General features: G+C 67.5%; 21 protein-coding genes. 6 read left to right on the top strand and 15 right to left on the bottom strand.

What is annotated here, in order from left to right:
- Positions 1-5: 5 nt before the first annotated feature.
- From MG068_RS12240 to MG068_RS12190, 11 genes are all read right to left on the bottom strand, one after another.
- The gene (locus tag MG068_RS12240) at positions 6-464 is read right to left on the bottom strand and encodes a DUF3613 domain-containing protein (RefSeq protein WP_032128080.1); all 459 of its coding nucleotides are present in this window, start codon (positions 462-464) and stop codon (positions 6-8) included.
- Positions 461-1,357, bottom strand: a complete 897-nt coding sequence (locus MG068_RS12235; protein ID WP_132810324.1) for a tetratricopeptide repeat protein — start codon at positions 1,355-1,357, stop codon at positions 461-463. Before MG068_RS12235 ends, MG068_RS12240 begins: the two co-directional genes overlap by 4 nt.
- Complete coding sequence (locus MG068_RS12230; RefSeq protein WP_071229091.1) at positions 1,357-2,292, bottom strand: type II secretion system F family protein; 936 nt, start codon at positions 2,290-2,292, stop codon at positions 1,357-1,359. The genes MG068_RS12235 and MG068_RS12230 overlap by 1 nt, the downstream gene beginning before the upstream one ends.
- 28 nt (positions 2,293-2,320) lie before the next feature.
- Positions 2,321-3,277, bottom strand: a complete 957-nt coding sequence (locus MG068_RS12225; RefSeq protein ID WP_107432187.1) for a type II secretion system F family protein — start codon at positions 3,275-3,277, stop codon at positions 2,321-2,323.
- Between the two features lie 2 nt (positions 3,278-3,279).
- Positions 3,280-4,629, bottom strand: coding sequence for a TadA family conjugal transfer-associated ATPase (locus MG068_RS12220; RefSeq protein WP_032128076.1), 1,350 nt, complete (start codon positions 4,627-4,629; stop codon positions 3,280-3,282).
- The gene (locus MG068_RS12215; RefSeq protein ID WP_071229090.1) at positions 4,614-5,870 is read right to left on the bottom strand and encodes a CpaE/TadZ family protein; all 1,257 of its coding nucleotides are present in this window, start codon (positions 5,868-5,870) and stop codon (positions 4,614-4,616) included. Before MG068_RS12215 ends, MG068_RS12220 begins: the two co-directional genes overlap by 16 nt.
- Positions 5,871-5,897: 27 nt before the next feature.
- Positions 5,898-7,256, bottom strand: coding sequence for a type II and III secretion system protein family protein (locus tag MG068_RS12210; RefSeq protein WP_132810323.1), 1,359 nt, complete (start codon positions 7,254-7,256; stop codon positions 5,898-5,900).
- Positions 7,257-7,274: 18 nt separating this feature from the next.
- On the bottom strand, positions 7,275-8,312 hold the full coding sequence (gene cpaB, locus MG068_RS12205) for a Flp pilus assembly protein CpaB (protein WP_132810322.1): 1,038 nt from the start codon (positions 8,310-8,312) through the stop codon (positions 7,275-7,277).
- A 23-nt stretch (positions 8,313-8,335) separates the two neighbouring features.
- The gene (locus MG068_RS12200) at positions 8,336-8,812 is read right to left on the bottom strand and encodes a TadE/TadG family type IV pilus assembly protein (RefSeq protein ID WP_049398481.1); all 477 of its coding nucleotides are present in this window, start codon (positions 8,810-8,812) and stop codon (positions 8,336-8,338) included.
- Positions 8,809-9,354 (bottom strand): A24 family peptidase, encoded by a 546-nt coding sequence (locus tag MG068_RS12195; protein ID WP_032128071.1) that lies wholly within the window; start codon positions 9,352-9,354, stop codon positions 8,809-8,811. The genes MG068_RS12200 and MG068_RS12195 overlap by 4 nt, the downstream gene beginning before the upstream one ends.
- Before the next feature lie 66 nt (positions 9,355-9,420).
- Entirely contained in the window at positions 9,421-9,612 is a 192-nt protein-coding gene (locus tag MG068_RS12190) for a Flp family type IVb pilin (RefSeq protein ID WP_019337868.1), read from the bottom strand.
- 686 nt (positions 9,613-10,298) lie between these two features.
- On the opposite strand from MG068_RS12190, the gene MG068_RS12185 reads away from it, so the two are divergent.
- The 4 genes from MG068_RS12185 (at position 10,299) to MG068_RS12170 (ending at position 17,852) form a co-directional block, all read left to right on the top strand.
- Entirely contained in the window at positions 10,299-11,279 is a 981-nt protein-coding gene (locus MG068_RS12185; protein ID WP_032128070.1) for an AraC family transcriptional regulator, read from the top strand.
- Between the two features lie 235 nt (positions 11,280-11,514).
- Entirely contained in the window at positions 11,515-16,542 is a 5,028-nt protein-coding gene (locus tag MG068_RS12180; RefSeq protein ID WP_132810321.1) for a YadA-like family protein, read from the top strand.
- 61 nt (positions 16,543-16,603) lie between these two features.
- Entirely contained in the window at positions 16,604-17,440 is an 837-nt protein-coding gene (locus MG068_RS12175) for an OmpA family protein (RefSeq protein WP_012511335.1), read from the top strand.
- 121 nt (positions 17,441-17,561) lie between these two features.
- Positions 17,562-17,852: a DUF6959 family protein gene (locus tag MG068_RS12170; protein ID WP_019659952.1), complete on the top strand. Its 291-nt coding sequence runs from the start codon at positions 17,562-17,564 to the stop codon at positions 17,850-17,852.
- Positions 17,853-17,937: 85 nt separating this feature from the next.
- On the opposite strand, the gene MG068_RS12165 is transcribed toward MG068_RS12170, so the two are convergent.
- Complete coding sequence (locus tag MG068_RS12165; RefSeq protein ID WP_132810320.1) at positions 17,938-18,765, bottom strand: class I SAM-dependent methyltransferase; 828 nt, start codon at positions 18,763-18,765, stop codon at positions 17,938-17,940.
- Positions 18,766-18,828: 63 nt separating this feature from the next.
- Between MG068_RS12165 and MG068_RS12160 the strand changes: the two genes are divergently transcribed.
- On the top strand, positions 18,829-19,236 hold the full coding sequence (locus MG068_RS12160; RefSeq protein ID WP_132810319.1) for a MerR family transcriptional regulator: 408 nt from the start codon (positions 18,829-18,831) through the stop codon (positions 19,234-19,236).
- 73 nt (positions 19,237-19,309) lie between these two features.
- On the opposite strand, the gene MG068_RS12155 is transcribed toward MG068_RS12160, so the two are convergent.
- The 3 genes from MG068_RS12155 to MG068_RS12145 all read right to left on the bottom strand — a co-directional run bounded on the left by MG068_RS12155 (position 19,310) and on the right by MG068_RS12145 (position 24,044).
- The gene (locus MG068_RS12155) at positions 19,310-20,026 is read right to left on the bottom strand and encodes an MgtC/SapB family protein (protein WP_005409984.1); all 717 of its coding nucleotides are present in this window, start codon (positions 20,024-20,026) and stop codon (positions 19,310-19,312) included.
- Between the two features lie 101 nt (positions 20,027-20,127).
- Entirely contained in the window at positions 20,128-21,900 is a 1,773-nt protein-coding gene (locus MG068_RS12150) for a chloride channel protein (protein ID WP_240792073.1), read from the bottom strand.
- A 62-nt stretch (positions 21,901-21,962) separates the two neighbouring features.
- Positions 21,963-24,044, bottom strand: coding sequence for a TonB-dependent receptor family protein (locus tag MG068_RS12145; RefSeq protein ID WP_132810317.1), 2,082 nt, complete (start codon positions 24,042-24,044; stop codon positions 21,963-21,965).
- 131 nt (positions 24,045-24,175) lie between these two features.
- Between MG068_RS12145 and MG068_RS12140 the strand changes: the two genes are divergently transcribed.
- Positions 24,176-25,096 carry a M14 family metallopeptidase gene (locus MG068_RS12140; RefSeq protein WP_132810316.1) on the top strand — a complete coding sequence of 307 codons (921 nt, stop codon included), beginning with the start codon at positions 24,176-24,178 and terminating at the stop codon, positions 25,094-25,096.
- Positions 25,097-25,122: the final 26 nt, after the last annotated feature.

Genomic DNA, 25,122 nt, shown 5'->3' with positions numbered 1-25,122 from the left:
CTACCTCAGCGTCCGGATGAGGATGATCCCTTGGACTTGGCGACATCGGCTTCAAAGAAGTCCGGGATCTCGTGTTCGAAACTCTTCATGTAGCGGGCGTAGCTCAGCGTCGCCTGGTCGCCGAGGATCGGCAGGTGCTGTCCGGCCTGTTGCCCCGATGCCTGCAGGCGGAACAGATTGCGCGTGGTATCGCCGATCTGGCTGCGGCCGGGCCGCGGGGCTGCAGTGCTGCCGTCGGTGTTGGCCACTGCTGCAGGCGCCGCCTGAGGCACCGGTGCTGGCGGGGCCGCCAGGTCCACGGTGGGCAGTGACTCGGACTGCAGCGGCTGCGAAGCCGACGCAGCCGGCGTGCTGCCGCCAAGCATCTGCCCGGTCAGCGGCTGTTGCTGCGCCTGCACGGCGGCGGCTGGCAGCAGGCAGATCAGAACGGGCAGCAGGCGTCGGGTCAGGGGCGTCGCGGTCATGGTGTGTTCCCGTTCGGGTGGTCGGAGGCGCTGAAGCGTTCCAGCATCGAGGGCGGCAGGCGCTGCGGATCGCGTTCATCGCGGCTGGCGCGGCGCGGTTCCGCCGCCAGTCGCGTGGCGCCGGGCGGGTTGCCGGCGGCATCGCTGGCGAGAGCACGGGCAGCGGCCGGCACGACTGCGGCGGCTGCCGCTGCGGCCTGGCGCTGCTGCAGGCGGGCACGGATCTGCGCCGCCTGCTGCTGGATGCTGAGCCGGGTCTCGTCGTTGAGGTTCGCTTGCTGGGCGAGGCGTTCGGCAGTGGCGGTGTCGCCCCGCAGTACCGCCCAGAGGGCGAGGTTGGCGGTGGCCTTGGCATTGCCCGGCGACAGCTCCAGCGCCTTGGCCAGGGGTTCGCGCGCGCGCTCGAACTGCCCGGCGCGCAGCCGCGCATAGCCCAGGTCGCCGAGATAACTTGTATTCAATGGCTGCAGTTCGGTCGCCCGCGCCAACGCCTGCTCACTGCCGGCGTCGTCGTCGCGGCGCGCGGCAATCAGGCCCAGGCCATGGGCGGCCGCGGCGGCCTGGGGGCCACTGGAAAGATCGCGGTACAGGGTGACCGCGGCATCGGCCTGGCCGGTCTCGCGCAGCGCGTCGGCCTGCAGCAGGCGCAACGCCGGCGGATCGCCGTAGCGCTGGCGGAAGGCGTCGACGTGGGCGAGCGAGGCATACCATGCGCCTTGCTGCTGCATGCGCTCGATCAGCTCCAGGTAGGCATTGCGGCTGTCCTGCGGTGCCGGTTCGGGCGCGGCCAGGCTGGGCGCGCGCAGGTACTTCGGCGTGGTCGATGCACAGCCGCTGGCGCCGGCAACGGCAGCCAGGGCAACAATCAGGCAGGAAGTGCGCAGGGCAGGCATCAGGGGGACCCCATCTTGGACATGGTGGTGGCCAGCGCGACCAGCGCCGGACCGGCAAGGACCAGCATCAACGCTGGCAGCAGGGTCAGCATCATCACCACGGTCATCTTCACCGAGAGCTTGCCGACCTTTTCCTTCAGCGTGTTGCGACGCTGTTCGCGCAGGCGGATGCTGAACTGCCGCAGGGGCTCCTGCACCGCGCCGCCATGGGCGTGCACCTGCAGGATCAGCTGCATCAGGCTGGTCAGGTCATCGTCGGCATAGACCTCGCTCAGCCGGCGCAGGGATTGTGCGCGGGTGCGGCCGTGGGTATAGGCGATGTTGGCCTCCTGCAGCTCGCCGCCGAGGACCGGCAATGCATCGCGCAGCTTGTCGCCGAGCGTCTGCAGGCTCTGGTCCATGCTGAAGCCCACGCCCTGCAGCAGACGCAGCAGGTCGATCAGCAGCGGCAGCTCGTTGTCGACCGCTCGTCGGCGCCGTTTCACCCAGGAGGAGAGAACGAACTTGGGCAGGAGCAGGCCGGCGGCGAGGGCGCCGATGATCACCATGATCCTGGCCAGCCCGGTGACGCTGCTGAATGTCAGCGCCAGTACCAGCACCAGCACGGCCAGCAGCAGGCGCAGGCCGAGGTAGATGGCCGTACCGCGGCGGGTGTTCCACCCGGCCAGATCCAACAGCAGCCGGTCTTCATTGGCCAGCAACGCCGTTTCCAGCCGGCCGCCGCTGAGGGCACGGCCGAAGCGTTCCAGCCAGCCCAGCGAATCGTGCCGCGCAGGCTCGGTGTCACGGGACGCCTCGCGCGGCTGCAGGGCAGTCTTCAAGGTGGCCGTTGTACGTTGCTCACGATGGCTGCGTACCCAGCCGCCGATACCGAGCAGGGCGATACCGGCGGCCAGCACGAGCAGGGAGAGGGCGAACCAGGCGCTGGCGCTCATCGGTTGTCTCCGGCGGGGCGAAGGGGGTTCATAGCGACTTGGCCAGGCGATACAGCAGGAAGCCACCGACAAGTTCCATGCCCAGTGCAAGCAGCAGGATCTTGTGGCCGAGCGGAGCGTGCAGCACCGGCTGGAAGAAGTCCGGGCTGGTGATCGCCATCAATACCGCGCAGGCCGGTGGCAACAGGCCCAGCACCCACGCTGACATCCGCGTCTCCGAGGTGGTCGCTGCAAGCTCCTGCTGGGCCTGTTCCAGATCGCGCATGAAATCGCCCATGCGCTGCAGGATCTGGTCGGAGCGCCCGCCGATGCGCACGCTGACACCGATCACCACCGACAACACCTTCAGCACATCCATGCGATAGGGATGCGAGGCCTGTGCGAGTGCACGGTCCAGCTCCATGCCGCTGCGTGCAAAGCGCACCGTGGTGTCCAGCAGCCCGCGCAACGGCGCGCTGGTCTGCATCGACGCAACCTGGAACGCTGCCTGCAGGCTGTTGCCCAGTGCGGTCAGCCGCACCAGGTTGTCGAGGAAGTCCGGCAGCTGATGCAGCAGTTGCGCACGCAGCTTCGTGGTCCGCCGCATCACCCACAGCCAGCAGCCAAGCAGGTACAGCAGCAGGGTCAGCGGAAACATCCAAGCGGTGCCCAGCCGCAGCATCGCCACCACCGACAGTATCAGCCCCGGTACCAGCAGCATGATGGGAATTTTCCAGCCGGTCTGCAGCCCTGCGCGCTGCAGCAGGCCATCCAGCGGCAGCACGCGGCGCCCGGCGCTGGCGGGCCGCGCCGGGTCGTTGGCAGCGGTGACGGACGGCCCGGCGGGTGCTCCGCCCGTGGCGCTTCCGCGCGAAAGCTGCTGCTCGGCGTGCCGCATTGAAACCTGGCGCTGCTCACGGCTGCTGGCCGTGCCCCACAGCCAGGCTGCCAGCGCCAGCAGCACCGCGATGATGCTCAGCATGCCCAGCAGCGCGCCGGTTCCCATGCTCAGAAGTCTCCGTAGAGCGATTCGCGCAGCTGCTGGCGGAACGGCTCCAGCTTGTGCGAGTGCGGATGGAAGCCCAGCCCGACCCAGCGATCGATCTCTTTGCCGTTGCCGTCGATCTGCAGCTCGTGGCGGAACATTTCCTGGGTGGTGATCAGGTTGTCGCTGACACCGGTAATCTCGGTGATCGAGACCAGCACGCGGCGCCCGCTGCCCAGGCGGGAGATCTGCACGATGAAGTCGATGGCACTGGCGATCTGCCGGCGCAGGCTGTCCTCGCTGCCCTGGAAGCCGGCAAAACCGGCCAGCATCTCGATCCGGTACAGGCAGTCGCGGGGCGAATTGGCGTGGATGGTGGCCATCGAGCCGTCGTGGCCGGTGTTCATCGCCTGCAGCATTTCCAGCACCTCGGCACCGCGCACCTCGCCGACGACGATGCGGTCGGGGCGCATGCGCAGGCTGTTGCGGACCAGATCGCGGATGCTGACCGCACCGTGCCCTTCGGCGCCGCCGATACGGCTTTCCAGGCGAACTACATGCGGGTGGTTGAGCGAGAGCTCGGCGGTGTCTTCGACGGTGATCACGCGCTCGTTCGCGGGGACGTAGCTGGCCAGGGCGTTCAGCAGCGAGGTCTTGCCCGAGCTGGTGCCGCCGGACACCAGGATGTTGCAGCGACCCAGTACCATCGCCTTCAGCAAGGCCTGCATCGGCGCATCGAAGGTGCCCTTGGCCAGCAGTTCATCGGGGGTGAACGGGTCCTTGCGGAACTTGCGGATGGACACCATCGGTCCATCCACCGCCAGTGGCGAGATGATCGCGTTGAGACGGCCGCCGTTGGGCAGGCGCGCATCGACCATCGGATTGGAGTCATCCAGGCGGCGCCCAAGCGGGGCGAGGATGCGGCGCAGGATGCGCAGCAGATGCGTGTCATCGGTGAAGCGCTGGGTGGCCCGCTTGAGCTGGCCGCCCTGGGACACGTGCACATCCTTGAAACCGTTGATCAGGATGTCTTCGATGGACGGGTCGTGCAGCAGGTCGTCCAGCGGGCCGAAACCGGTCAGCTCCTTGACCAGGCCGTCGGCAACCACCTGCATCTCCTCTTCGTTGATCGGGATGCGCCATTCCTGGATGAAGCTCACCGTCTGCACCTGCACCCAGCGGGCGATGGTGTCGGGGGCCCAGGAATCGATGTCGATGCGCTCGTCCTCGATGCTGTTGAGCAGGTGCTCATGCGCGGCCGACAGCACCTTCTGGTACTGCTCGGTCTGCGCGAACGGCTGATGGCCGGGCGAGCTTTCGGGCAGCACCGGCCGGGCAACGGCATGCGGGAACGGGGTTACCTTGTCTTCCATTGCGATCCACCCAGGGCAAGGGAGAGTCTTTCCCGCAGGCCCTGCGCCTGGACCGGGCAGGCAGCCGGATCCAGGCGCGAAACCAGCGGGGCGAGGGCACGCAGGTAGGGGTCGCGCGGCGCATCCTGCAGCAGCAGGTGGCCCTGGCTGGCAGCCAGGCGCACGCGCGGTCGTTCGGGAAGCGTGGCCAGCAGGGGAACCTCGAAGCGGCGCGCGATCTGCTCCGGGCCCATGCCGCTGCTGTCATCGTGGCGGTTGATCACCAGCTGCAGGCGCTTCTCGCGTTCGCGCTGGCCGGCAAGATGCTTCAGTGCCTGGTCGAGCGACACCAGTGTGGCAATGGAGGCATCGGTGACCAGCCAGATCTCGTCGGCCTGGTCCAGCAGCAGCGGCGGCAGCTGACGCAGCGGGCAGCCACCGGCATCACACAGCACGCTGGCGAACACGGTGCGCAGGCGCTGCAGCAGCGCACCCGGATCGGACGGCGGTACCGCATCGCTGCCGCTGGCGCGGTCCAGCAGAACCAGTCCGGAATCGTGACGGGCCATGGCCGTACGGGCGAGGGTGGCGTCGATGCGACTGGCGTTGCGCAGCGCGTCTTCGTAGTGGAAGCGGCTGTCCAGGTTGAGGTACAGGGCGAGGTCGCCCGAAGGCTGGGCCAGCTCCATCAGCAGGCCATCCTGCTGCAGTGCCTCGCCCTGTGCCAGTGCACGGGTCTGCTGTGCCAGCACCGAAAGATGCGCGGCCAGCGTACTGGTGCCGACCCCGGCGCGCACGCCCAGCAGGACGATCAGACGGGCCTTGTGCGCCTGCTGCGCGGCGGCGGCCGGTCGTGGTGACAGGGCGCGACGCAGCGCGGCCTCGATGCCGACGTTGTCGCTGTCCAGGTCCAGCACATCACGCAGGCCCGCCCGCAATGCGATGACAACGCCTTCCACCTGGCCGGCACTGGTGGCACCGACGGCAACCAATGCCAGATCCGGCTCGGTCTGCTGCAGTTGCTGCGCCAGCACGCTGGAGGCGGCCGCATGTTCCGGGCGGAAGTCGAGCAGCACAAGGCTCTGCGGCCCGCGTTGCAGGTCCTGGGCGGAGGTCGGCGTGCTGCTGTCCTGCCAGTGCAGGGTGGTGGTTGGCGGCAGTTTCGCCGCCAGCCGGGGCAGCAGTTCGCGATCCATTCCGTACAGGACCAGGTTCATCGGCGGTCCTTGCGGATGCAGCGGCTGGGCAGTGGCGTAGGGCATGGGCGTGGTATCGCAGGCATCATGGAATCAGCGTGAGAAGCCGGGCACCGGGTCCTGGCTGATAGGACCCAGCAGCCAGGCGCCCCATTCGGGCATGTGCGGCTTGGCCTCGCGGTCGCCGGGCAGCGGCAGCTCGGTGTTGCGTGCCAACGGCTTCACCAGGCGTGGCGTGACGATGATCACCAGTTCCTTGTCCTGGCGCTTGTAGTCGAAGTTGCGGAAGAACGAGCCGATGATCGGCAGGTCACCCAGCAGCGGGATCTTGCCGACGCTGGAAACCACGTTGGAACTGACCAGGCCACCGATCACGAAGCTCTCGCCATCGCCCAGTTCGACCGTGGTATCGGCGCGGCGGGTGGTGATCGAGGGAATCTGTACGCCGTTGAGCGCGATGGCGTTGCTGTAGTCCAGGTCGCTGGCTTCCGGTGCGACTTTCAGGGCGATGCGGTTCGGTGCCAGTACCGTCGGTGTCACGGTCAGGCCGATGCCGAAGGGCTTGTAGGTGATGGTTGTGGTGCCCAGCCCCTGCGGTTCCAGGATCGGCAGCTCGCCGCCGGCCAGGAAACTGGCGCTCTGCCCGGACAGCGCGACCAGTGTCGGTTCGGCCAGCACACGCGCCATGCCATTGCTCTGCAGCAGGTCGATGTCGGCATTCCACAGGCCCTTGGTCGAGCCGAACACCAGGCGGAAGGCCGAAGAAATGGGCGATTCGGCTTCGTTGCCGGAGTTGCCTTCCTTCATGCCGGGCAGGATGCCGGTATTGCCCGGCAGCTGGCCGCCCGGGCGGGCGAAGCCGTAGGCGAAGTTGCCATTGCGGTTCTGGAAGCTGATGCCGATCTGCTTCAGTGCGGTCTTGTTGAACTCGACCACCTTGACCTCGACCTGGACCACGCCGCCGCTGCTCACCGTGGATGCGTCGGCAAGCAGGCCATCCTTGCCCAGGGCCATGGCGGCAGTCTTCTGCTCCTGCATGTGCGACAGCACGCTCTCGGTGCTTCCCTGCAGCAGGCCCTGATTGTCCTGCTGGGTGAATACCAGCCCGTTCGCGCCGGCATCGGCCGCACCCTGCACCGCACTTTGTACCCGCACCTGCAGGCGCTGTGGTTCGGTCTGCTTGCGGTGCCAGAGCAGGAGCGTGGTGGTGCCCGGCGCCTTGCCGACCAGCAGGGCCTGGCGTTGGCCGCGCAGCATCACGATATCGGCCACGCCCGGATCGGCAATGGCGACCCGCTCCAGATCACCCGGCAGGGTCCAGGGGCGCTGCTCACGCGCCTGCAGCACCAGGTCGTCGGCGGCCACGCTTGTCGCCGGTGCCAGCAGCACCAGCAGCAGGGCCAGCCAGCGCTGGCGGGGGGAAGGGCGTGGACTGCGGCGACGTTCGGTCATGGATGCGCTCGATGCAGGTCAAAGGGAACCACGGGGGGCGGAGCTGTCACCTCGGATGATTTCGATGCCCGATGCGCGTGGGGCGCTGCGCCGTGGTGCGGGTGCGCGTGCCGGGGCATCCTGGGTGCTGCGCGCGGGCGCGTTGCTGCGGCCGGCCAATGCATCGCCGTCGATGCCGGCGAAGGCGTGATTCTCTGGCCGCTGCAGCGCAAGCTGCTGTTCCGCATCCAGGCCACGCAGGGGATCAATCACCCCGCGTGCCTGCGGGAACAGCGCCAGATCGGGCTGGCCGGAATCGGCAGGGTTGCGCAGGGCGAGGAACAGCTTGCCCTGCTGTGCACCCAGCAGCAGCCGGTTGGCATCGGCCACCGACACCGCCAATACCGCGCTGCGTGCCGGCTGGGCGGTCCCGCTGCCCGTGCTCTGGGTGCTGCTGCTTCCGGTGATGTCGGCGGCGCGCGGATCGTTGCGGCCATCAGCCTCGTTGCTGGCAACAGCGTCATGGTTGGCCGGGGCGATGTCCTGCTGGCCATAGCTGAGCACGCGCAGGCGCGACAGCAGCAGGCGCGTCTGCGCTGCGTCGGCCGGGCCGCTGGGGTTGGATTGGGCAGTGCGCAAGTTGAGGAACACGTCGACGAAATCACCGGGCAGGATGCGGTTGCCGGCCCCCACCAGCTCGTCGACCGGGACCGCCAGTGCGCGTTCCCCGGGGCGCAGCTGCAGCGAGAATCCCTGCGCGAGTGCGTTGCTGCTGATCGCCGTGCCTTCGGCGATGTCCTGCACCGGCACCTTTCCGACCACGGCGGAAATGCTGGTGGCGGCACCGGAAACCGGGGCGCTGCGCTGTGCGAGACGCAGTCCGTTGGCAGAGATCGGTTCGCCAGCCGGCAGTCGCGCCACCGCTTCCACCACGGTGATCGCCTGGGCTTCGCTCTGCGTCATCGGGGCAACCGTGGCCGGTGCGGCCGGCTTGCGCCCGATCATCAAGGCGATCACCGCCAGCAGCACGGCCAGCCCGATCAGGGCGACGGCAGCAATGCGGGTCAACTTGAGCATGGAACCGTCTCCTGTACCGAACGTCAGTTGCCGCTGCCGAGGTCGAGCTGAGCGACCGCGACGCTGCGGATGGGAGCCCGCATCACCCACTTGTAAAGCGTGGCCGTGCCTGGCAGGAAGGGATGGCTTGCGTAGTCGTAGCTGACCGTCACGGTCATGCACTGGGCGCTGGCCAGTCCGGCGCAGGGGGCCTGCGCGGAGACCAGAATGGCGTTGTTTCCGCCATTGCTGCAGTCGACCGGCTGACCCGAGAAGTTCAGCAGCCACTGCATCGAACTACGCGCTGCAACGCAGGCGGCAGTACGGCGTTCGTTGGCGCTGCCATAGCGCAGCGATGCACGTGCACCCTCGGCCGAGGCGGTTGCCAACGTCTGCTGGGCCGCCATGATCATTACGCCGGAGAACGTGAACAGCAGCAGCGGCAGCAGGCCCAGCATCAACATCAGCGCGAACTCGATGCTGGCCGCGCCACGTTGCCGGCGTCGGTTGTGGATGTTCATGCCACGCCTCCGTACGTGCTGATCAGGACCCAGGCGATGGCGGATACCGCCAGGTAGGCGGCGTAGGGAATGCCTTGGCGTCCCTGGCGGGCGCTCTGCATCCCGCGCAGCGCCGGGTGCGAATGCCATTGCGAACTTGCCCGATGCATATGGGCTTGAAGGCCGATGGGCAGTACTGGGCCCAACCGGCGCGATACCAGCACCAGTGCGGCATGTGCGCCCGCTGCCAGGCTGGCCGCGATCCAGATCGGCAGCAGTGCCTGCCAGCCCAGCATCAATCCCAGTACCGAAAAGAATTTGACATCGCCGGCGCCCATCCAGCGCACTGCGTGGAAAGGCAGCAATGCGACCAGGCCGAGCGCCGCGCCGGCAACGTGGGAAGCCCACGGCAGGCGCGGCGCGTTGAACTGTCCGGCGATGAGCACGACAACGGTGATCGCGCATGCGGACAGCAGCCAGGCGTTGGGCACCCGACGGGCGTACAGATCGCTGATCGCGATCCGCAGGCACACACCGATGGCCAGCAATCCCAGCAGTGTCATCGCACCCTCCATTGTCCGTCAGTGGACGCTCAGCAGTTGCTGTCCCTGATCAGCCTGGGACGCGGCTCAGGCCGGCGTGTTGCCCGATGCCTTGTCGGCAAGCTTGGTGAGATTCTCAAAGAGCGTTTCGAAGAAATCCTTGATCTGCGTGCTGCCCAGTGCGATCAGGACACCCGCAATCACAGCCGCCAGCAGGCCGTACTCGAGTGCGGTGACGCCATCTTCTTCCTTCAGGAACTTGCGGATCGATGCGTTCATGACGTTTGTCTCCCTCTACCTGTCTGCTACAGGACACCTGTTGGGCGGTGGCCCGGCTCCGCCGGGATCGTCCGTGGACCTCCGCACGTCCTGGCGGAGGAGGCACGGCGGGATGGACCCGCTGTGCTCAAGCAGGGTGATCGTTTCCAGGCGGGACGCCGTTCGCGCAACCGCGACCGCGCGGCGCGGGGCCGGTGGTCGACGTGTCGAGCGATACGTGCATGGTCATGCTGTCCCCCTGGGTGCGGTCATTATCAAAGACCGGATCACCGTGTTATCGACTTTGCCTGAATGGCGGCCGGCTGCAACCGGAACCTATATGCAAATTCGGCAGAATCCCATTGCTCCTTAATTTTCAGGCCGGGTTCTGTGACGGAAATCCGTTCGTCCGCACAACGATTCATCGACGTGCAGATAATGTGAGGCAGGCTTCAGGTCGCATGCGAAAACTGTGCCAAACGCGACAATCTGATTTTCACCTCTGTATCCATCTTATTCAACGCGGTGCAGATGTTTACCCCGTTGAATTATCGGGCATACTCGCATTCAAGTACTCGCGTTTCTTTTGGGGTGCGCACCTTGGCGGCGCGCATCCCGGTGATGGAAGAGATTCCATGAGAGGTGCGCGCCCTGTCAGGCAGTGGGGGCCGTACCGCACGGCGGATAATCGGGGGGACGACACTGTCATGGTCGATGGTGGGGTAGGAGACAGCGACGACAGCGGCCTGCGGTCGATCGACCTGGCGACGCTGAGCGGCGTGCTTCGTGTATGTGATGTCGAACTGCTTCTGCTCGATGGCAATGGGCCGCGGGCGGCCTTCGCGTCACGCGTGCACGAGGAGGCGTTGTTCTGCAGCATCAGCTGTGGATTCCATTGCCGTGGACGTTTCATGCTGCCGCCGGACTGGGCGATGCTGGGGTATCTGCATGCGACCGATGAAACCCTGAGCTGGTGCCATGGCGTACCGCTTGCCCCTGGGATGGCGCTGACCGTGATGCCCGAGGGCATCAGCGAGTTCACCCTGAGCCCGGGCACGCACATGACCCTGATGCTGGTGCCGGTGGCACGGGTGCAACGCAAGCTGACCGAACTGAGCCTGCGCAGCACGCCGCCGGCCGGACAGGCGCTTTCACTGTTCAATCTCGCCAGCGAGGCCGCCCCGCTGGCACAGCATTACCAGCAGCTGCACCTGCAGCTGGGCCAGGGCACGGGCCTGCAGCCGGAGGAAACTGAGCGGCTGCTGCACGAACACGTGCAGGCACTGCTGGGTGCGGGTTCCGCCGAACGCCCGGGTTGCAGCCGTGCGCGGCGCACGCATTATCTGATCGCACAGCGGGCGGAAAACTTCATGCGCCTCAACCTGCGCCGCAATATCTACATGAATGAGATCTGCGACGCTGCCGGTGTCAGTGAGCGTGGGCTGCGCTACGCGTTCGAGGACCTGTTCGGTACGTCGCCCAATCGTTACCTGTCGATGCTGCGCCTGTGCGCAGCCTGCCGCAGCCTGTCGATGGCCGATTCCAGCCGCCGTTCGGTCAAGGCCATCGCCCTCAGTTGTGGCCTGTGGGACCTTTCGCGTTTCGCCGACAACTACCGCAAGGTCTTCGGTGAACTGCCGCGTGACACGCTGATGCGCGCACCCGCGCAGATCGGCCAGCCCGCCTGATCCAGGCCCCATAAGGGTTTCCCGGCGGTTCCTGCCGGAATTGCATATCCGCTTGCCGATATGGTTGCCGCTTCTGCATAACTGGCTGCCGATTCCGACCGTGGATTTGCCGGAATGCGCGATTGCCGTGCCGGAATGAAGTGCGCAGCCGCCGTTGCAAACGCTGAAATGTCAGTCACCTGCCTAACGGCAAGTCCACTGACATTCCAGTTGTTCGCCTACGGGGGAAATGCTCATGAACCGCATCTACCGGCGTGTATGGAACCGCCAGCTCAATGCTCTGGTTGTGGCCTCGGAACTGGCCACCGGCGATAGCGGCGGCAGCGCCGCTCGCGATCCGCGCAGTGTCCTGCTGATGCCGACCGCACTGGCCCTGGCCCTGCTGTGTGCGCTGGCCAGCGGGCATGCAGGAGCATCCGAATCCAATCAGTCGCTGCGTGATCTGCAGGCACTGGCCGCGAAGTACGCGCAGCCGATGCCGGTCAAGGTCGACGCAGAAGTCGCGCTGGCCGCGGCATCGCGCCAGGCGCAGAGCAGTCCGGCGATCAGCGCAGACGCGCGTGTGGGCCTGCAGCTGAGTACGACCTCGCTGCCGATCGTGCGCGACGTGCTGCCGGCTACCGTACAGGTGAAGCTGGCGGCGAACGCCGCGCCGAAGCAGGTCGCGGTTCCTGCACTGGCCGCCGATGTTCGCGCCAATGTCGGGCTGGGGCACGCAGCGTCCAATGTGGCGAAGATGGATGCCTCACTGGCGGCCAACGTTGCGCCGTCCGCGCATGCGCCGCTCGGTGTGGCTGCGGATGCGCAGGCGAAGGCCAGGGTTGGCATCGCCGGTGCCCAGGTGGCCTCGATCGATACCGGTGCCAAGGCGGCTGCCGCTGTTGCTGGCGCATCCGCTGGCTCGCTGTCCGGCCTCAAGGCGTCCGTTGACGGCAAGGTGGATTCGCAGCTGAAGCTGGCGGGCCACCAGATCGACGGTCAGGGGCAGGTCAAGGCGACGGCAGCGGTCACGTTGCCGGCAAAGGAGGAGCTGCCGGGCGAGACCCATGATCGTGCGATCACCGCAGCTTTCGATACCGGTGTTGCCGGCAAAGTGCGCGTGCAGGCGCCCGATGGCCAGGAAGTCGTGGCCGACCGCAATCTGAAGCTGGCCGGCCAAGCGACTGTGGCAGCGCAGAACAGCGCACTGGGCGTGGGTGGCCTGGTGGGCGGCGTTGTCGGCGCGGCAGGTGGCGCCGTGGGTGGCGTGCTTGATGGCACCGTCGGCAACACGGTTGGTGCGGTGGGCGGAGCAGTGGGCAGCACGCTCAATGGCGCCGTTGGCACGGTTGGTGCAGTCGGCGGCACTGTGGGTGGTGCACTCAACGGCACGGTCGGCTCGGTCGGCAGCACCGTCGGCGGGGCACTCAACGGTGCGGTTGGCACGGTTGGTGCAGTCGGCGGAACTGTGGGTGGTGCGCTCAACGGCACGGTCGGTTCGGTCGGCAGCACCGTCGGCGGCGCACTCAATGGTGCGGCTGGCACGGTGGGTGCAGTTGGTGGCGCCGTGGGCGGCACGCTCAACAATACAGTGGGTGCGGTGGGCAGCACCGTCGGCGGTGTACTCAATGGCGCTACAGGTGGCAGCACCGGCGGCCTCGGTGGCCTGCTGGGCGATACGCTCGGCAATGTCGGCGGCGCCGTCGGTAACCTGCTCAACGGCAACCTCAATGGCACCATCGGCAATCTCGGCAGTGCCGTGGGTGGCCTGGTCGGTGGCACGCTGAGCGGCCTCGGCCTGACCAAGCCCTCGGCGATTCCGCCGACCAGCCCGAAGGCGCCGGCTCCGGCCGATCCGAACGCGGGCCTGATCATCGGCACCGGCGGCCTGGTTGGCAACGTCGGGCAGCTGATTGGCCCGACCACCACCAGCCTGTTTGGCGGCAACGGCTACCTGAGCAACGGCAACCTCAAGCTCAGCAACGCCAACGTGATGCAGACCTACTCGACGGTCAATGTGCTGGGCCTGCCGGTGGTCAACCTGTCGCCGGTCGGCAGCACCCTCAATGGCCTGGGCGGCGCCGTCACCGGCGGCAGCTCGCACCTGACCCTGATCGGCGGTGTCACCTCCGACAGCTACATCTACAACATCAACAACGGCAATCCGGGCGGCCTGCTCGGGCTGCTGCTGCCGAAGGATTCGCCGGCATGGGCGGCCAAGTGCCTGGACATCGCCCTGGCCGACATTTCCTGCTGGGCCGTCAACGCAGCGCAGGACTACCAGGTGCTGATGGGTGACGGCGCCTTTGCCAACGGTTCGAAGGAAGTGGTGATCGGTGCCAATGCCCGCCACGAGCTGCCGAAGGTCGATGCCAACGTCGCCTTCCCGGGCGCCGGCACCAATGATCCGAGCAACCCGACCGGTGTGCCGACCGCGGACTACGCCGCACGCATGGGCCATTCGGTGATCGTCGGCGACAGTGCGGTGGGCACGGCCAACGGGCAGACCCTGCTCGGTGCCGAGGCGACGTCGAACCAGGCCAACTCGGTCGCACTGGGCTACCGCTCGGCCGCGCTGCGCGGCGCCCAGGCCAGCTACAGCGCCTATGGCCTCACTGCGCCACAGGTCTCGGCCGGTGAAGTGTCGGTGGGTACCGCCGGTGGCGGTGAGCGCCAGATCACCAACGTGGCTGCCGGTAGCGTCAACACCGATGCGGTCAACGTAGCCCAGCTGAAGGGCGCGATCAGCCTGATCGATGATGTGGCGGCCGCTGCGGTGACCTACGATCTGGACGGTGCCGGCAATCCGAACTATCGCCGCGTCACGCTCGGTGCGGGCACCGGCACTACCACCATCGGCAACCTGGCCGGCGGTGCGGTCACCGCCGGCAGCCTGGAAGCGGTCAATGGCGGCCAGTTGGCGGCGACCAATGCGGCCATCGCCAGCTTCTTCGGCGGTCGCGCAGCCTTCGATCCGGCCAGCGGTGCATTCACCGCACCACTGTTCGAGATCAGCACCATCTCCACCGGCGGTGCGATCGCCAAGGGTCTGTATGAGAACGCCACCGATGCCTTCGCCGCGGTCGATGGTTCGCTGGTCAACCTCAACACGCAGATCACCGACATCCGCAACGGTGGCACCAAGTACCTGCGGGTGAACTCGACCGGTACCGAGGCACTGGCCAGCGGCGCCGACTCGATCGCGGTCGGTACCAACGCCCGCGCCACCGCCGCGAACAGCATCGCGGTGGGTGCCGGCAGCCTGGCCGACCGTGCCAACAGCGTGTCCATCGGTGCGGCCGGTGCCGAACGCCAGGTCACCAACATGGCCGCGGGTACCGCCGCCACCGATGCGGTCAACGTCGGCCAGCTGCAGGCGTCGGAGCAGGGTGCCCTGCGCTATGACCTCAACGGCGACGGCAGCGTCAACTACGCCAGTGCCACGCTGGGCCAGAGCGGCACCGCCACCACGCTGCGCAACCTCGGCCCGGGCCAGGTCAGTGCCACCAGCAGCGAGGCCATCAACGGTGCCCAGCTGTTTGCGGCCAACCAGGCCGTGGCCACCCACCTCGGTGGTGGCGCGGCGGTCAACGCCAGCGGCGTGCTGACCGCACCGACCTACTCGATCAACAACGTCGCCGCCAACGGCACCGTGACCAAGGGCAGCTACAACGACGTCGGTACCGCCTTCGATGCGGTCAGCAATTCGCTGGCCAACGTTGCCGACCAGACCGGCGAGGTCGACAAGCTTGCGGTGAAGTACGACGTCGATGGCGCTGGCAACGTACTCAACAGCGTGACGCTCAAGGGCACCGGCACTGGTGCGGTGAAGATCACCAACGTCGCCGCCGGCAGCATCCTGGCTGGCAGCAGCGATGCCATCACCGGCGACCAGCTGTTCAGCACGAACAGCACCATTGCCAACTACTTCGGTGGCACCACCGCGTACAACGGCACCACCAACGTGTGGACTGCGCCGAAGTTCAGCATCTCCAGCATCGCCACCGATGGCACCTTCACCAGCGGCGACTACAACAATGTCACCGCCGCCTTCACTGCGGTGGACGGCTCGCTGAAGGTCCTCAACCAGCGCATCACCAACGGCGGCGGTGGCAGTGCCTACCTGGCGGTGAACTCGACGGCAGCGGCCGCTACGGCGGCGGGTGCGGAAGCGGTAGCGGTCGGCCCGCAGGCCAGTGCGGCCGGTGCCAACAGCGTGGCGGTCGGCAACGGTGCCAGCGCCAGTGCCGGCAACAGCGTCGCCCTGGGTGCCGGTTCTGTCGCCAGCGTCGGTGCACAGAGTGGCTACACCGGCGCGTACGGCCAGACCGGCGCCAGCAACTCGGCCGGTGAAGTTTCGGTCGGCAGCACCGGCGGCGAGCGCAAGATCACCCATGTTGCCGATGGCTCTGATACGTACGACGCGACCAACGTCGGCCAGCTGAAGAACGGCGTGAACTACGCCATCGACGAGTCGAAGAAGTACACCGACCAGAAGATCCAGAACATCACCAACGTGGCCGGCAGCTTCCGCGCCAACAACACCAACAACCTGGCCGATCCGTCTGCCAGCGGTGCCAACTCGGCCGCCGGTGGCGCAGGCTCTACCGCCGCCGGTGCCAACTCGACCGCGCTGGGCAATGGTTCGCAGGCGCAGGCCGACAACTCGGTGGCGCTGGGTGCGGGTTCGGTGGCGAACCGGGCCAACACGGTCTCGGTCGGTGCCGCCGGTGCCGAACGCCAGGTGGTCAACGTGGCCGACGGTTCGCAGGCCACCGATGCGGTCAACGTGCGCCAGCTGCAGGCTTCGCAGCAGGGTACGATCCGTTACGACACCACGGTGAACGGCGCGACCAACTACAACAGTGTCACGCTGGGCAGCACCAACAGCGGCCCGACCACGGTGCGTAACGTCGCCGCCGGCACCGCCGGTACCGACGCAGTCAACGTCGACCAGCTGAAGTCGGGCATGGCGCAGACCCTGGACTGGTCGAAGGCATACACCGACGAGCGCATGGGTGGCTTCGAGCGCGACCTGCGCAAGACCGACAACCGCGCCTCGGCCGGCATCGCCTCGGCAATGGCCACCGCAGCACTGCCGCAGCCCAGCGAAGCGGGCCGCAGCATGGCCTCGGTCGCCGCCGGCAGCTACAACGGCGAGTCGGGCGTGGCGGTTGGTATCTCCGGTGTCTCCGAAGGAGGGCGCTGGATCTACAAGTTCAGCGGCTCCACCAACAGCCGTGGCGAGGCCGGTGTGGCCGTCGGTGCAGGCATCCAGTGGTGATCCCCGCCGCCGGGCCGCACGCGCGGCCCGGCATCGCGGAAACGTCCAAAGGGGGAATGACATGAAACAGCATCGCATCGCCCGCACCGGCCAGATGGCCGCAGTGCTGGGCCTGGTCCTGGGAATGGGCCTGCTGGCCGCCTGCCGCAGCCATGCGCCGGCCGCCGAAGGTCCTGCCGAAACCACCGCCGTGCAGTTCCCGGAGGCCTCGAAGGCCTCGTTGAAGGAAGGCATCTATCCCGACGTCGCCGACCTGCGCCGTTTCGCGCCGGGCATGAGCAAGCGCCAGCTGTACACGCTGCTGGGCACGCCGCATTTCAATGAAGGCATGTGGGGCGTGCGCGAGTGGAACTACCTGTTCAACTTCCGCACCGCACAGGGGGCCGAATACTTCACCTGCCAGTTCCAGGTCCGCTTCGACAGCAAGGGCATTGCCCAGGGCGGCTACTGGAAGCCTGAATCATGTGCGGCGGTGCTGGACCCGCCGCGGCCGCCGGCCCCGCCTGCACCGGCGCCGTTGCCGGAGCAGCCGTTGCGCCTGTCCGCCGATGCGCTGTTCGGTTTCGACAGCGCGGTGCTCAGTGCCGAAGGCCAGCAGGCCGTGCAGGGCGTACTGGCGCAGGTGCGCGAGGCCAGTCAGGTGCAGTCAATCCGGGTGACCGGGTATACCGACCGTATCGGCAGTGCCAGCTACAACCAGGCCCTGTCGCAGCGACGTGCCGAGGCCGTGCGCAGCGCGCTTGTGCAGGGCGGCGTGCCTGCAGCCAGCATCAGTGCCGAAGGACGCGGCGCGGCCGAGCCGATCGTGCAGTGCGAGCAGCGCAACCGTCGCGAGCTGATCGCCTGCCTGGCGCCGAACCGGCGCGTGCAGATCGCGGGTGTGGCGCAGCCACGCTGAGAATCCTGCGCCGGGGCAAGTCCCCGGCATCCCGAGTCCCCCCTGACCGCCGGCAGGACGTGGCCACGTCTCCCCCGTTGTCCACGCCTGCCGGCGGCTCAGGTTTTCCATGGTGCACGCGATGAACGCCCAATTCCTGCCTCTTTCCATGAAGACGGAAACCACACTGAGTGTGTACGGCCAGCTCGGCAATCATGCGGTGGTGCGCATTCCCGGGCGGCGACTGCCGGGATTGATACTGCAGGCAGACACCGTGGCCGGCTTCCTGGCCCAGCTGCAGGAAGCCCAGGCCTGCCTGCGCAGTGGGCGCGCGCAGCGCACCGACGCCGAGCTGGACATGCTGATCGACGTGCTGCAGCAGTGGTATGCGCTGATTGAATCGCGCCTGGCGGACGCCGGCGAGGCGCTGTAGTAGAAAAAGGGGACGGAGGGGATTAAGTCGTTCTCGCCCCGGCTGTGCCGGAAACGACTTAATCCCCTCCGTCCCCTTTTTTGTATCAGGCGCGGGCGCGGACCAGCCAGCAGGCCGCATCCACACGCACGCGGTCGCCCTCGATGAACGGGGTGAATGCCGCCACAGCCTTGATCCGGAGCGAGGTGGCGCGGTCTTCGGGCAGGTTCCGCAGCGCCAAGCCCAACGGGCCCAGCTGGCCGACATAGGTCGGCAGTTCATCGCGGGCGATCGAGCAGGGCAGGTCTACCGCGACCAACTCCACATCCTTCCAGCCGGCGGCCTGCAACAGGCGCTGCACGCGCTGGCCATCGGCAAAGGCAAATTGGCCGGGTGCTCCTGGCACCCGCGGCGGAAGCTCAAGTGCATCGCCGATCGCGCGTTCGGCCGTGGTCATGAACGGGTTCTCGTCGGCACTGCGCCAGGCGATGAAACGCAGCCCAGCGCCTGGAGTTGCAGCACGATGCAGGTTGGCGAAGGCGGCCTCGGTATCTTCGAAGAACATCACACCCAGCCGCGACTGGATCCAGTCGAAGTGCGCGGAGGGCAGCGGATGCTGCTGCGCATCGGCCACGATGAAGTCCGCGTCCAGTCCGGCCGCCTCGGCGCGCTGGCGGGCCAGTGCCAGCATCGGCGCGGAGATGTCCAGGCCGGTGCTGTGTGTCGCCGGGCGCGCAGCGGCCGCGGCCAGCAGGCTGGCCCCGGTACCGCAGCCGATGTCGAGCAGTTGCGTGACGGTATCCGGAAGTTCGGCCACCAGCAGGTCGGCCATGGGCTGGAACAGGCCGTCGAGGATGGCCTGCTGGGCGACCCAGATCTGGCCGCCAGGGCCATTCCAGAGCGCATGCTGATCAACGGGGGATGTACTGGCCATGGCCTTGTCCTGCCGGGAAGTTGCCCATAGGTTGATGCTTGAAGGCGACTTGAGGTCAAGCCCATGCGTGAACTGGATATCGGCGAGGTGGTGAAGCGCAGCGGCGTGCCGGCCTCGACCCTGCGTTACTACGAGCAGCTCGGGTTGTTGCAGTCGCTGGGCCGTCGTGGCCTGCGCCGGCAGTACGACGAACAGGTGCTGGAGCGGCTGGCGCTGATCGGCCTCGGCCAGGCGGCGGGGTTGTCGCTGCAGCAGATCGGGTTGTCGCTGCCGCCTCAGCGCGGATGCATTACGCTGGATCGCGAAGCCCTGCTGGCGCAGGCCGAGGTGCTGCAGCAGCAGATCACCCAGCTGCAGCGGGTACGCCGCCATCTACAACGTGCGGCGGCCTGCCCGGAAGCGCAGGACGCGCGGCAGTGCGGTTCATTCCGCAAGTTGCTGCGGGCACAGCAGCGCATGGCGGGTGGATGAGAGACGAGCATCCACGCATGGCGTGGATCTGCTGCGCCGCGACCTCGGTAGGTCCACGCCCTGCGTGGATGAATCAGTCGCGGGTGCTGACTTCCCAGGTGGCATGCAGCACGCCCGGCACGTGTTCCATCCGTGCCAGCACCACGTCCAGCTCGTCGGCACTGACGGCGGTACTGACCAGCACGGCGATCACATCGGTGGGCGCGTCGGCATGCTCGACCACCTGTACGTCGCCGACCGGATACTGCGCGGCCTCCAGCGCATCGACCAGGCGCTCGCGCACGCGCGGCACGGCTTCGGCATCCACGCTCAGGCGCACTTCGTAGGTCGCTTCGGTGGCGGCCTCGTTGATCGGGATGCGGTTGATCGCATTCACCAGCGGCCGCAGCAGGGTGTTGCCGGCGATGATCAATACCGTCAGCAGCACGCCTTCGGCCAGCATGTCCGCGCCGGTACAGCTGCCGACCGCCGCCGAGCACCACAGGGTGGCGGCGGTGTTCAGGCCGCGCACGTTCATGCCTTCCTTCATGATCACGCCGGCGCCGAGGAAGCCGACCCCGGAGACCACGTAGGAGATCACCCGCACCGCCTCGGCACTGCCGGCGATGCGCATGCCCAGGTCGACGAAGGCGGCGGCGCCGACCGCCACCAGCACGTTGGTGCGCAGGCCGGCGGTGCGTTGCCGGTACTGGCGCTCGGCGCCGATCAGCGTGCCGAGCACGAAGGCGGCCAGCAGGCTGACCACGGTGTCGGCGAAGGGGCCGGCCTGGAAGGTTTCAATGAAGCGCATGGCCGGAGTCTACCCGGTCGAGGTGACAGTAGATCCACGCCATACGTGGATTTCGAGGGGGCCAGAAACGACTTAATCCCCTCCGTCCCCTTTTTGCGGGGTCAGTCGGCGTCCTCGACGCGCTCGCCCATCAGTTCGCGCTGGCGCTTGTCCAGTTCCTCGGCGTAGCGCTTGCGTACGAAGGCTTCGGAGACCACGCCCAGCACCTGGCCGTCGGCGGCGACCACGGCCAGTTCGTCGGCCTGGGTCTGGTCGAAGCGTTGCATCACGCTGACCACGTCTGCGGCCGGCGACAGCGAAACGTCACGGTTCTCGGCCAGCTCGCCGATCGCGGTCTCCGGCTTCACGCCGTCGCCGTAGACGCGCGGGATCTGCACGATCCCGGCGTAATGGCCTTCGCTGTCGATCAGGATCACGCGGCTGCCCGAGCCCAGCGGGAAGCGCTGGCGGAAGGCGGCGGCATCGAGGTCGGCCGGGGCGGTGGCCACGCCCTTGCGCATCAACCGGCCGGCGTTGAGGTTCTGTACCCAGCCGACGTCGCGGGCGCTCTTGATGGTCTCGCCGCGCAGGTGCATGCGCCAGGTCGAGAACGAATAGCCGAACCACTGCCGCACCAGCGTGCTGGAGACCAGCACCGCGCTCATCACCACGCTGGTCAGCAGGAAGTCGTGGGTGCCTTCCAGCACCAGCATGGCCATGGTCATTGGCGCACCGACCACGGCGGCGGCCAGCGCTGCCATCCCGGCCAGTGCGGCCGAGGTGGCGTCGATCACCGGCACGCCGGTGGCCATGGCGAGCAGGCCGGCGAACAGGGCGCCGACCAGGGTGCCCATGAACAGCGAGGCGAAGAACAGGCCGCCACGGAAACCGAACCCGAGCGAGATGCCGGAGGCCAGGCACTTCAGGGTGAGCAGGCCGCCGATCCAGATCAGCGGCAGATGCGTGGTCAGGTCCAGGTGCAGGGCGCCATGGCCGGACGACAGCACCTGCGGGCTGGCCAGTGCCAGCGGTATCAGCAGCAGGCCGCCCACCACCGGCCGGCCCCACAACGGCAACGGGCTGCGCTTGACCGTGCCCTCGATCGAGGCGATCAGCCGCATCACCGTGATGCCGACCATCGCGCAGCAGCAGCCCAGCAGCCCGTAGATGGCGTAGTCGGCGGCGCGGACATCAATCGTCGAGGCGGCGGGCAGCAGGTAGGCCTCGATGCCGGCCTGGTCGGCGACGAATGCGCCAGCCAATGCAGCGACCGCCACCGGGGCCAGCGCGGCCGGGGTGTAGGCGCCGATGACGATCTCGAAGGCGTAGAACGCACCAGCCAGCGGTGCACCGAAGGCGGCGGCGATGGCGCCGGCGGCACCGGCGCCGACCAGGATGCGCACGTCGTTGCGGCGCAGGCGCATCACCCGGCCCAGTTGCGAGCCGCTGCCCGCGCCCATCTGCGTATACGACGCCTCCAGCCCGACCGAGGCGCCGCAGCCGTTGGACAGCAGGGTCTGGGTCAGCACGATGAGGTTGTCGCGCATCGACATGCGGCCGCCATGCAGGGCATTGGCTTCCACCGCATCGAGCAGGGGCCGCTTGAGCCGGGTCGCGGCCAGGCTGACCAGGCCGACCAGCAGGCCACCCAGTGGCAGTACCAGCAGCGCGGTCCAGGTCAGCGAGGGCAGGGAACTCAGGCGCATGCCGTCGTCCAGCCCGTACAGGGTGCCCTGCAGCCAGCGTGCGATGCCGGACTGCAGCAGGGTCAGGTAGCCGGCGATCAGGCCGACCAGCAGGGCAAGCGCAATGAACCACAGGTCACTGCCGCGCAGGCGCAGGCGCAGGCCCTGGAAGGCCAGATGCAGGCGCGATGGCGAAACAGGCAGTGACATGGTGGCGGCATGATACGCCGCCACTGTGATCGCCGCAGTCACTGCATCGGGCGGTTACTGCGTCAGAAGCGGTAGCGGCCCTGCACGTAGAAGGTGCGCGGCGCAGCCACCATGCGGCCGGCGTTGCCATCGACGTTGCGGGTGTACCAGCGCTTGTCGGCCAGGTTGTTGACCCCCAGCGCGATCTCGCTGTCACCCAGTCCCGGCACCTGCCAGGCCACCTGCGCATTCCACAGGCGTACGCCCGGCACGCGGCCCACGCGCGCATCGGCGCTCTCGGCCCAGGTGTTGGCCGCATCGGAGAACTGGCCGCTCTGGTGGGTGCTGGAGACATTGAAGGTCCAGCCGGCCAGTGCATAGCGTGCGCCGACGCTGTCGGTGTCGCGCGAGTAGAACGGCACGTCCAGGCCACGGTTGTCGCCGGACTGCTGGATCGCCTTGGTCCAGGTGTAGTTGGCGTACAGCTCCAGACCGGCCAGTGCGCTGTCTTCGGCGAAGCGGTACTCCAGCGCGCTTTCCACGCCCTTGTGGTCGGTGGCGCCGATGTTCTGGAAGGTTGGCGGGGTGATGCCCGGCACCTGCAGGATCTGGTTGTCGAAGCGCATCTTGAACACGGTCACTTCCGCGCGCAGTGCACCGTCCTGCCAGCGCGCACCGAGTTCGGTGGTCTTGGCGATTTCCGGATTCAGCGGGTTGCTGGCGGTCTGTGAGTTCAGCTGGATGTTCTGCACCGGCCCGAACGAGGTGGTGTAGTTGCCGAACACGGTCAGCTGCGGGGTCAGCAGGTAGGCGACGTTGATCGAGGGCAGGGCCTTGTCGTTGCGGCTGCTGAAGGTTGCCGTACCACCCGCCTGGCGGCGGTCCATGTCGATCCACTCCATGCGCACGCCCGGGGTAATGCGCCACTGGCCGATGGCGATGCGGTCGTCGATATAGAAGGCGTGTGCGTCGGTGGCATTGTCGAAGCGGTTGGTGGCGCTGGCCACGCCGGTACGGCGGGTGACGGTGTAGCTGCGGTCGTTGCCGCGCTCGCGCAGGAAGCGGTAGCCGGCGGTGATGTCGTGCACGCTGGCGCCCCAGTGCAGGCGCTGGGTATAGCGCGGCTCGATGCCGAGCACACGGTAGTCGCGCGGCTGCACGGTCAGCTGGGTGTTGGCGGCGTTGATCAGCGAGCTGGCACGGCTGCTTTCGTTGTAATAGGCCAGTACCTCGAACTCGCTGTTGGCCGACAGCGTGTTGGTGTAACCCAGGTCGATGCCGGTGCGGTGGCCTTTCCAGAAATCGGTGGGGCGGGTGTTCTGGAACGGGTCGGCCTCGTACTGGGCGCGGGTCAGGCCACCCGGGGTCAGCGAACGCACATCGTAGTAGGACAGCTTGGCGCGCAGTTCCTGCTGTTCGTCGATGGCATAGGCGAACTTCAGCGCGAGGTCGTTGAAACGGTCATCGCTGCCCTGCCGCCAGTCGCGGCCATCCTGGCCGGAGTACAGCAGGGCCGCGCCCAGGCCGTTGTCGCCGGTGCCACCGAGGAAGGCGTTGTACTGGGTGCTGTCTCCGCCGCCGTGGTCGTAGGCGGTGTAGCGCACGCCGGCCTCACCGTGCAGGCCGGCCTCGGTGGGAATGGCGCGGGTGCTGAAGTTGATGATGCCGCCCACGTTCTGCGGGCCGTAGCGCACCGCGCCGCCACCGCGCACCACGTCGATCGATTCGATGTTGGACAGGCTGGTCGGCGCGAACGACAGCTGCGGCTGGCCATACGGCGCCACTGCCAGCGGCACGCCATCGAGCAGCACGGTCGAGCGCGGCGAGTAGCGCCCGGTCAGGCCGCGCACGCCGATGTTCAGCGAGACCGAACTGCCGGCGGTGCCGGAGTTGTCGGTGACCTGCACGCCGGGGATGCGGCGCATGGCATCGCCGATGCTGGCCGCGCCGCTGGCTTCGATGCGCTGACGGTCCACCACGGTGCGCGCGCCAGCGAAGCTCTTCACGCTGTCGTGCAGGCCGGTGCCCAGCCAGCTGCCGGAGACCTGGATGCTGTCCAGCGTGGTGGCGCCGTCCTGGGCGAAGGCGCGGGTGGCCGGGAGCAGACACAGGGCGAGGGCGGCAGCCAGCGGCAGGCGGGCCGTTTGCGGGGCGTGGATGGGCATCGATGCAGGTCGTGGAAGGGCGTAAATGAGAATTATTGCTGATTCCATTCGCCAATGGAATGCACCTCCGGTTCATGCTGATGGGCCGGTGGTAAAGTGGATGATTGCTTCCTGACTCGCTGAGATCTGCCATGTCCCAAGCCGCTTTCTACCCCGTCGGAACCCCTGGCCAGCCGTGGGGAGCGGCGGAACGGGAGGCGTGGCGTGGCCGCCAGCAGCGCCTGCGTCGCTATGACGAGGAAGTGCTGCCGCGCATCGAGGCACTGGCTTCGCGCTTCGACAAGGTGGCCTATGGCCAGCTCGACTACGCCGGCGAGACCTATACCCTGTTCGCCCTGCGCAGCCGCGACTGGAACCCGGCGCTGCCGGCCGCGCTGGTCACCGGTGGCGTGCATGGCTACGAGACCAGCGGCGTGATGGGCGCGCTGGAGTTCCTCGAAAAGCACGCTGCCGACTATGCCGGCAAGGCAAACCTGTTGGTGGCGCCGTGCGTGAATCCGTGGGGCTTCGAGCGCATCAACCGCTGGAACTTCGATGCAATCGACCCGAACCGCAACTTCCGCGCCGATGGCCCGGCCCGTGAGTCGACCGCGTTGATCGAGCTGATCACACCGATCAAGGACCAGTTCGTACTGCACATCGACCTGCACGAAACCACCGACAGCGACGAGAGCGAGTTCCGCCCGGCGCTGGCCGCGCGTGACGGCAAGCCGTTCGAGCCGGGCCTGATTCCGGATGGCTTCTATCTGGTGGACGACAGCGAGGCCCCGCAGGCGGCCTTCCAGCAGGCGGTGATCGCCGCAGTGGAAAAGGTTACTCACATCGCGCCGGCCGACGACAAGGGCGAGATCATCGGTTCGCCGGTGGTGGCCCATGGCGTGATCGAGTACCCGCTGGTGAAGCTGGGCCTGTGCGCCGGCATTACGGGTGCGAAGTACACCACCACCACCGAGGTCTACCCGGACAGCCCGCGTGCGACCCCGCAGCAGTGCAACGACGCACAGGTGGCCGCAGTGTGCTCGGCGCTGGATTACGCGCTGGCCCATCGCTGATCGGTAGTGCCGGCCGCTGGCCGGCA

Source organism: Stenotrophomonas sp. ASS1 (genome assembly GCF_004346925.1).
Taxonomy (GTDB): domain Bacteria; phylum Pseudomonadota; class Gammaproteobacteria; order Xanthomonadales; family Xanthomonadaceae; genus Stenotrophomonas; species Stenotrophomonas maltophilia_A.
Note: the sequence above shows the minus strand (reverse complement) of the source record. Positions and strands in the feature narration are given on the sequence as shown.

Excerpts from the sequence above, each read along its gene's own strand:
- MG068_RS12210 (WP_132810323.1), bottom strand. The coding sequence starts at position 7,256 with ATGACCGAACGTCGCCGCAGTCCACGCCCTTCCCCCCGCCAGCGCTGG.
- MG068_RS12235 (WP_132810324.1), bottom strand. The coding sequence starts at position 1,357 with ATGCCTGCCCTGCGCACTTCCTGCCTGATTGTTGCCCTGGCTGCCGTT.
- MG068_RS12215 (WP_071229090.1), bottom strand. The coding sequence starts at position 5,870 with ATGCCCTACGCCACTGCCCAGCCGCTGCATCCGCAAGGACCGCCGATG.
- MG068_RS12200 (WP_049398481.1), bottom strand. The coding sequence starts at position 8,812 with ATGAACATCCACAACCGACGCCGGCAACGTGGCGCGGCCAGCATCGAG.
- MG068_RS12150 (WP_240792073.1), bottom strand. The coding sequence starts at position 21,900 with ATGTCACTGCCTGTTTCGCCATCGCGCCTGCATCTGGCCTTCCAGGGC.
- cpaB (WP_132810322.1), bottom strand. The coding sequence starts at position 8,312 with ATGCTCAAGTTGACCCGCATTGCTGCCGTCGCCCTGATCGGGCTGGCC.
- MG068_RS12165 (WP_132810320.1), bottom strand. The coding sequence starts at position 18,765 with ATGGCCAGTACATCCCCCGTTGATCAGCATGCGCTCTGGAATGGCCCT.
- MG068_RS12240 (WP_032128080.1), bottom strand. The coding sequence starts at position 464 with ATGACCGCGACGCCCCTGACCCGACGCCTGCTGCCCGTTCTGATCTGC.
- MG068_RS12170 (WP_019659952.1), top strand. The coding sequence starts at position 17,562 with ATGAACGCCCAATTCCTGCCTCTTTCCATGAAGACGGAAACCACACTG.
- MG068_RS12220 (WP_032128076.1), bottom strand. The coding sequence starts at position 4,629 with ATGGAAGACAAGGTAACCCCGTTCCCGCATGCCGTTGCCCGGCCGGTG.
- MG068_RS12145 (WP_132810317.1), bottom strand. The coding sequence starts at position 24,044 with ATGCCCATCCACGCCCCGCAAACGGCCCGCCTGCCGCTGGCTGCCGCC.
- MG068_RS12230 (WP_071229091.1), bottom strand. The coding sequence starts at position 2,292 with ATGAGCGCCAGCGCCTGGTTCGCCCTCTCCCTGCTCGTGCTGGCCGCC.
- MG068_RS12155 (WP_005409984.1), bottom strand. The coding sequence starts at position 20,026 with ATGCGCTTCATTGAAACCTTCCAGGCCGGCCCCTTCGCCGACACCGTG.
- MG068_RS12225 (WP_107432187.1), bottom strand. The coding sequence starts at position 3,277 with ATGGGAACCGGCGCGCTGCTGGGCATGCTGAGCATCATCGCGGTGCTG.
- MG068_RS12180 (WP_132810321.1), top strand. The coding sequence starts at position 11,515 with ATGAACCGCATCTACCGGCGTGTATGGAACCGCCAGCTCAATGCTCTG.
- MG068_RS12140 (WP_132810316.1), top strand. The coding sequence starts at position 24,176 with ATGTCCCAAGCCGCTTTCTACCCCGTCGGAACCCCTGGCCAGCCGTGG.
- MG068_RS12175 (WP_012511335.1), top strand. The coding sequence starts at position 16,604 with ATGAAACAGCATCGCATCGCCCGCACCGGCCAGATGGCCGCAGTGCTG.
- MG068_RS12185 (WP_032128070.1), top strand. The coding sequence starts at position 10,299 with ATGGTCGATGGTGGGGTAGGAGACAGCGACGACAGCGGCCTGCGGTCG.
- MG068_RS12195 (WP_032128071.1), bottom strand. The coding sequence starts at position 9,354 with ATGACACTGCTGGGATTGCTGGCCATCGGTGTGTGCCTGCGGATCGCG.
- MG068_RS12160 (WP_132810319.1), top strand. The coding sequence starts at position 18,829 with ATGCGTGAACTGGATATCGGCGAGGTGGTGAAGCGCAGCGGCGTGCCG.
- MG068_RS12190 (WP_019337868.1), bottom strand. The coding sequence starts at position 9,612 with ATGAACGCATCGATCCGCAAGTTCCTGAAGGAAGAAGATGGCGTCACC.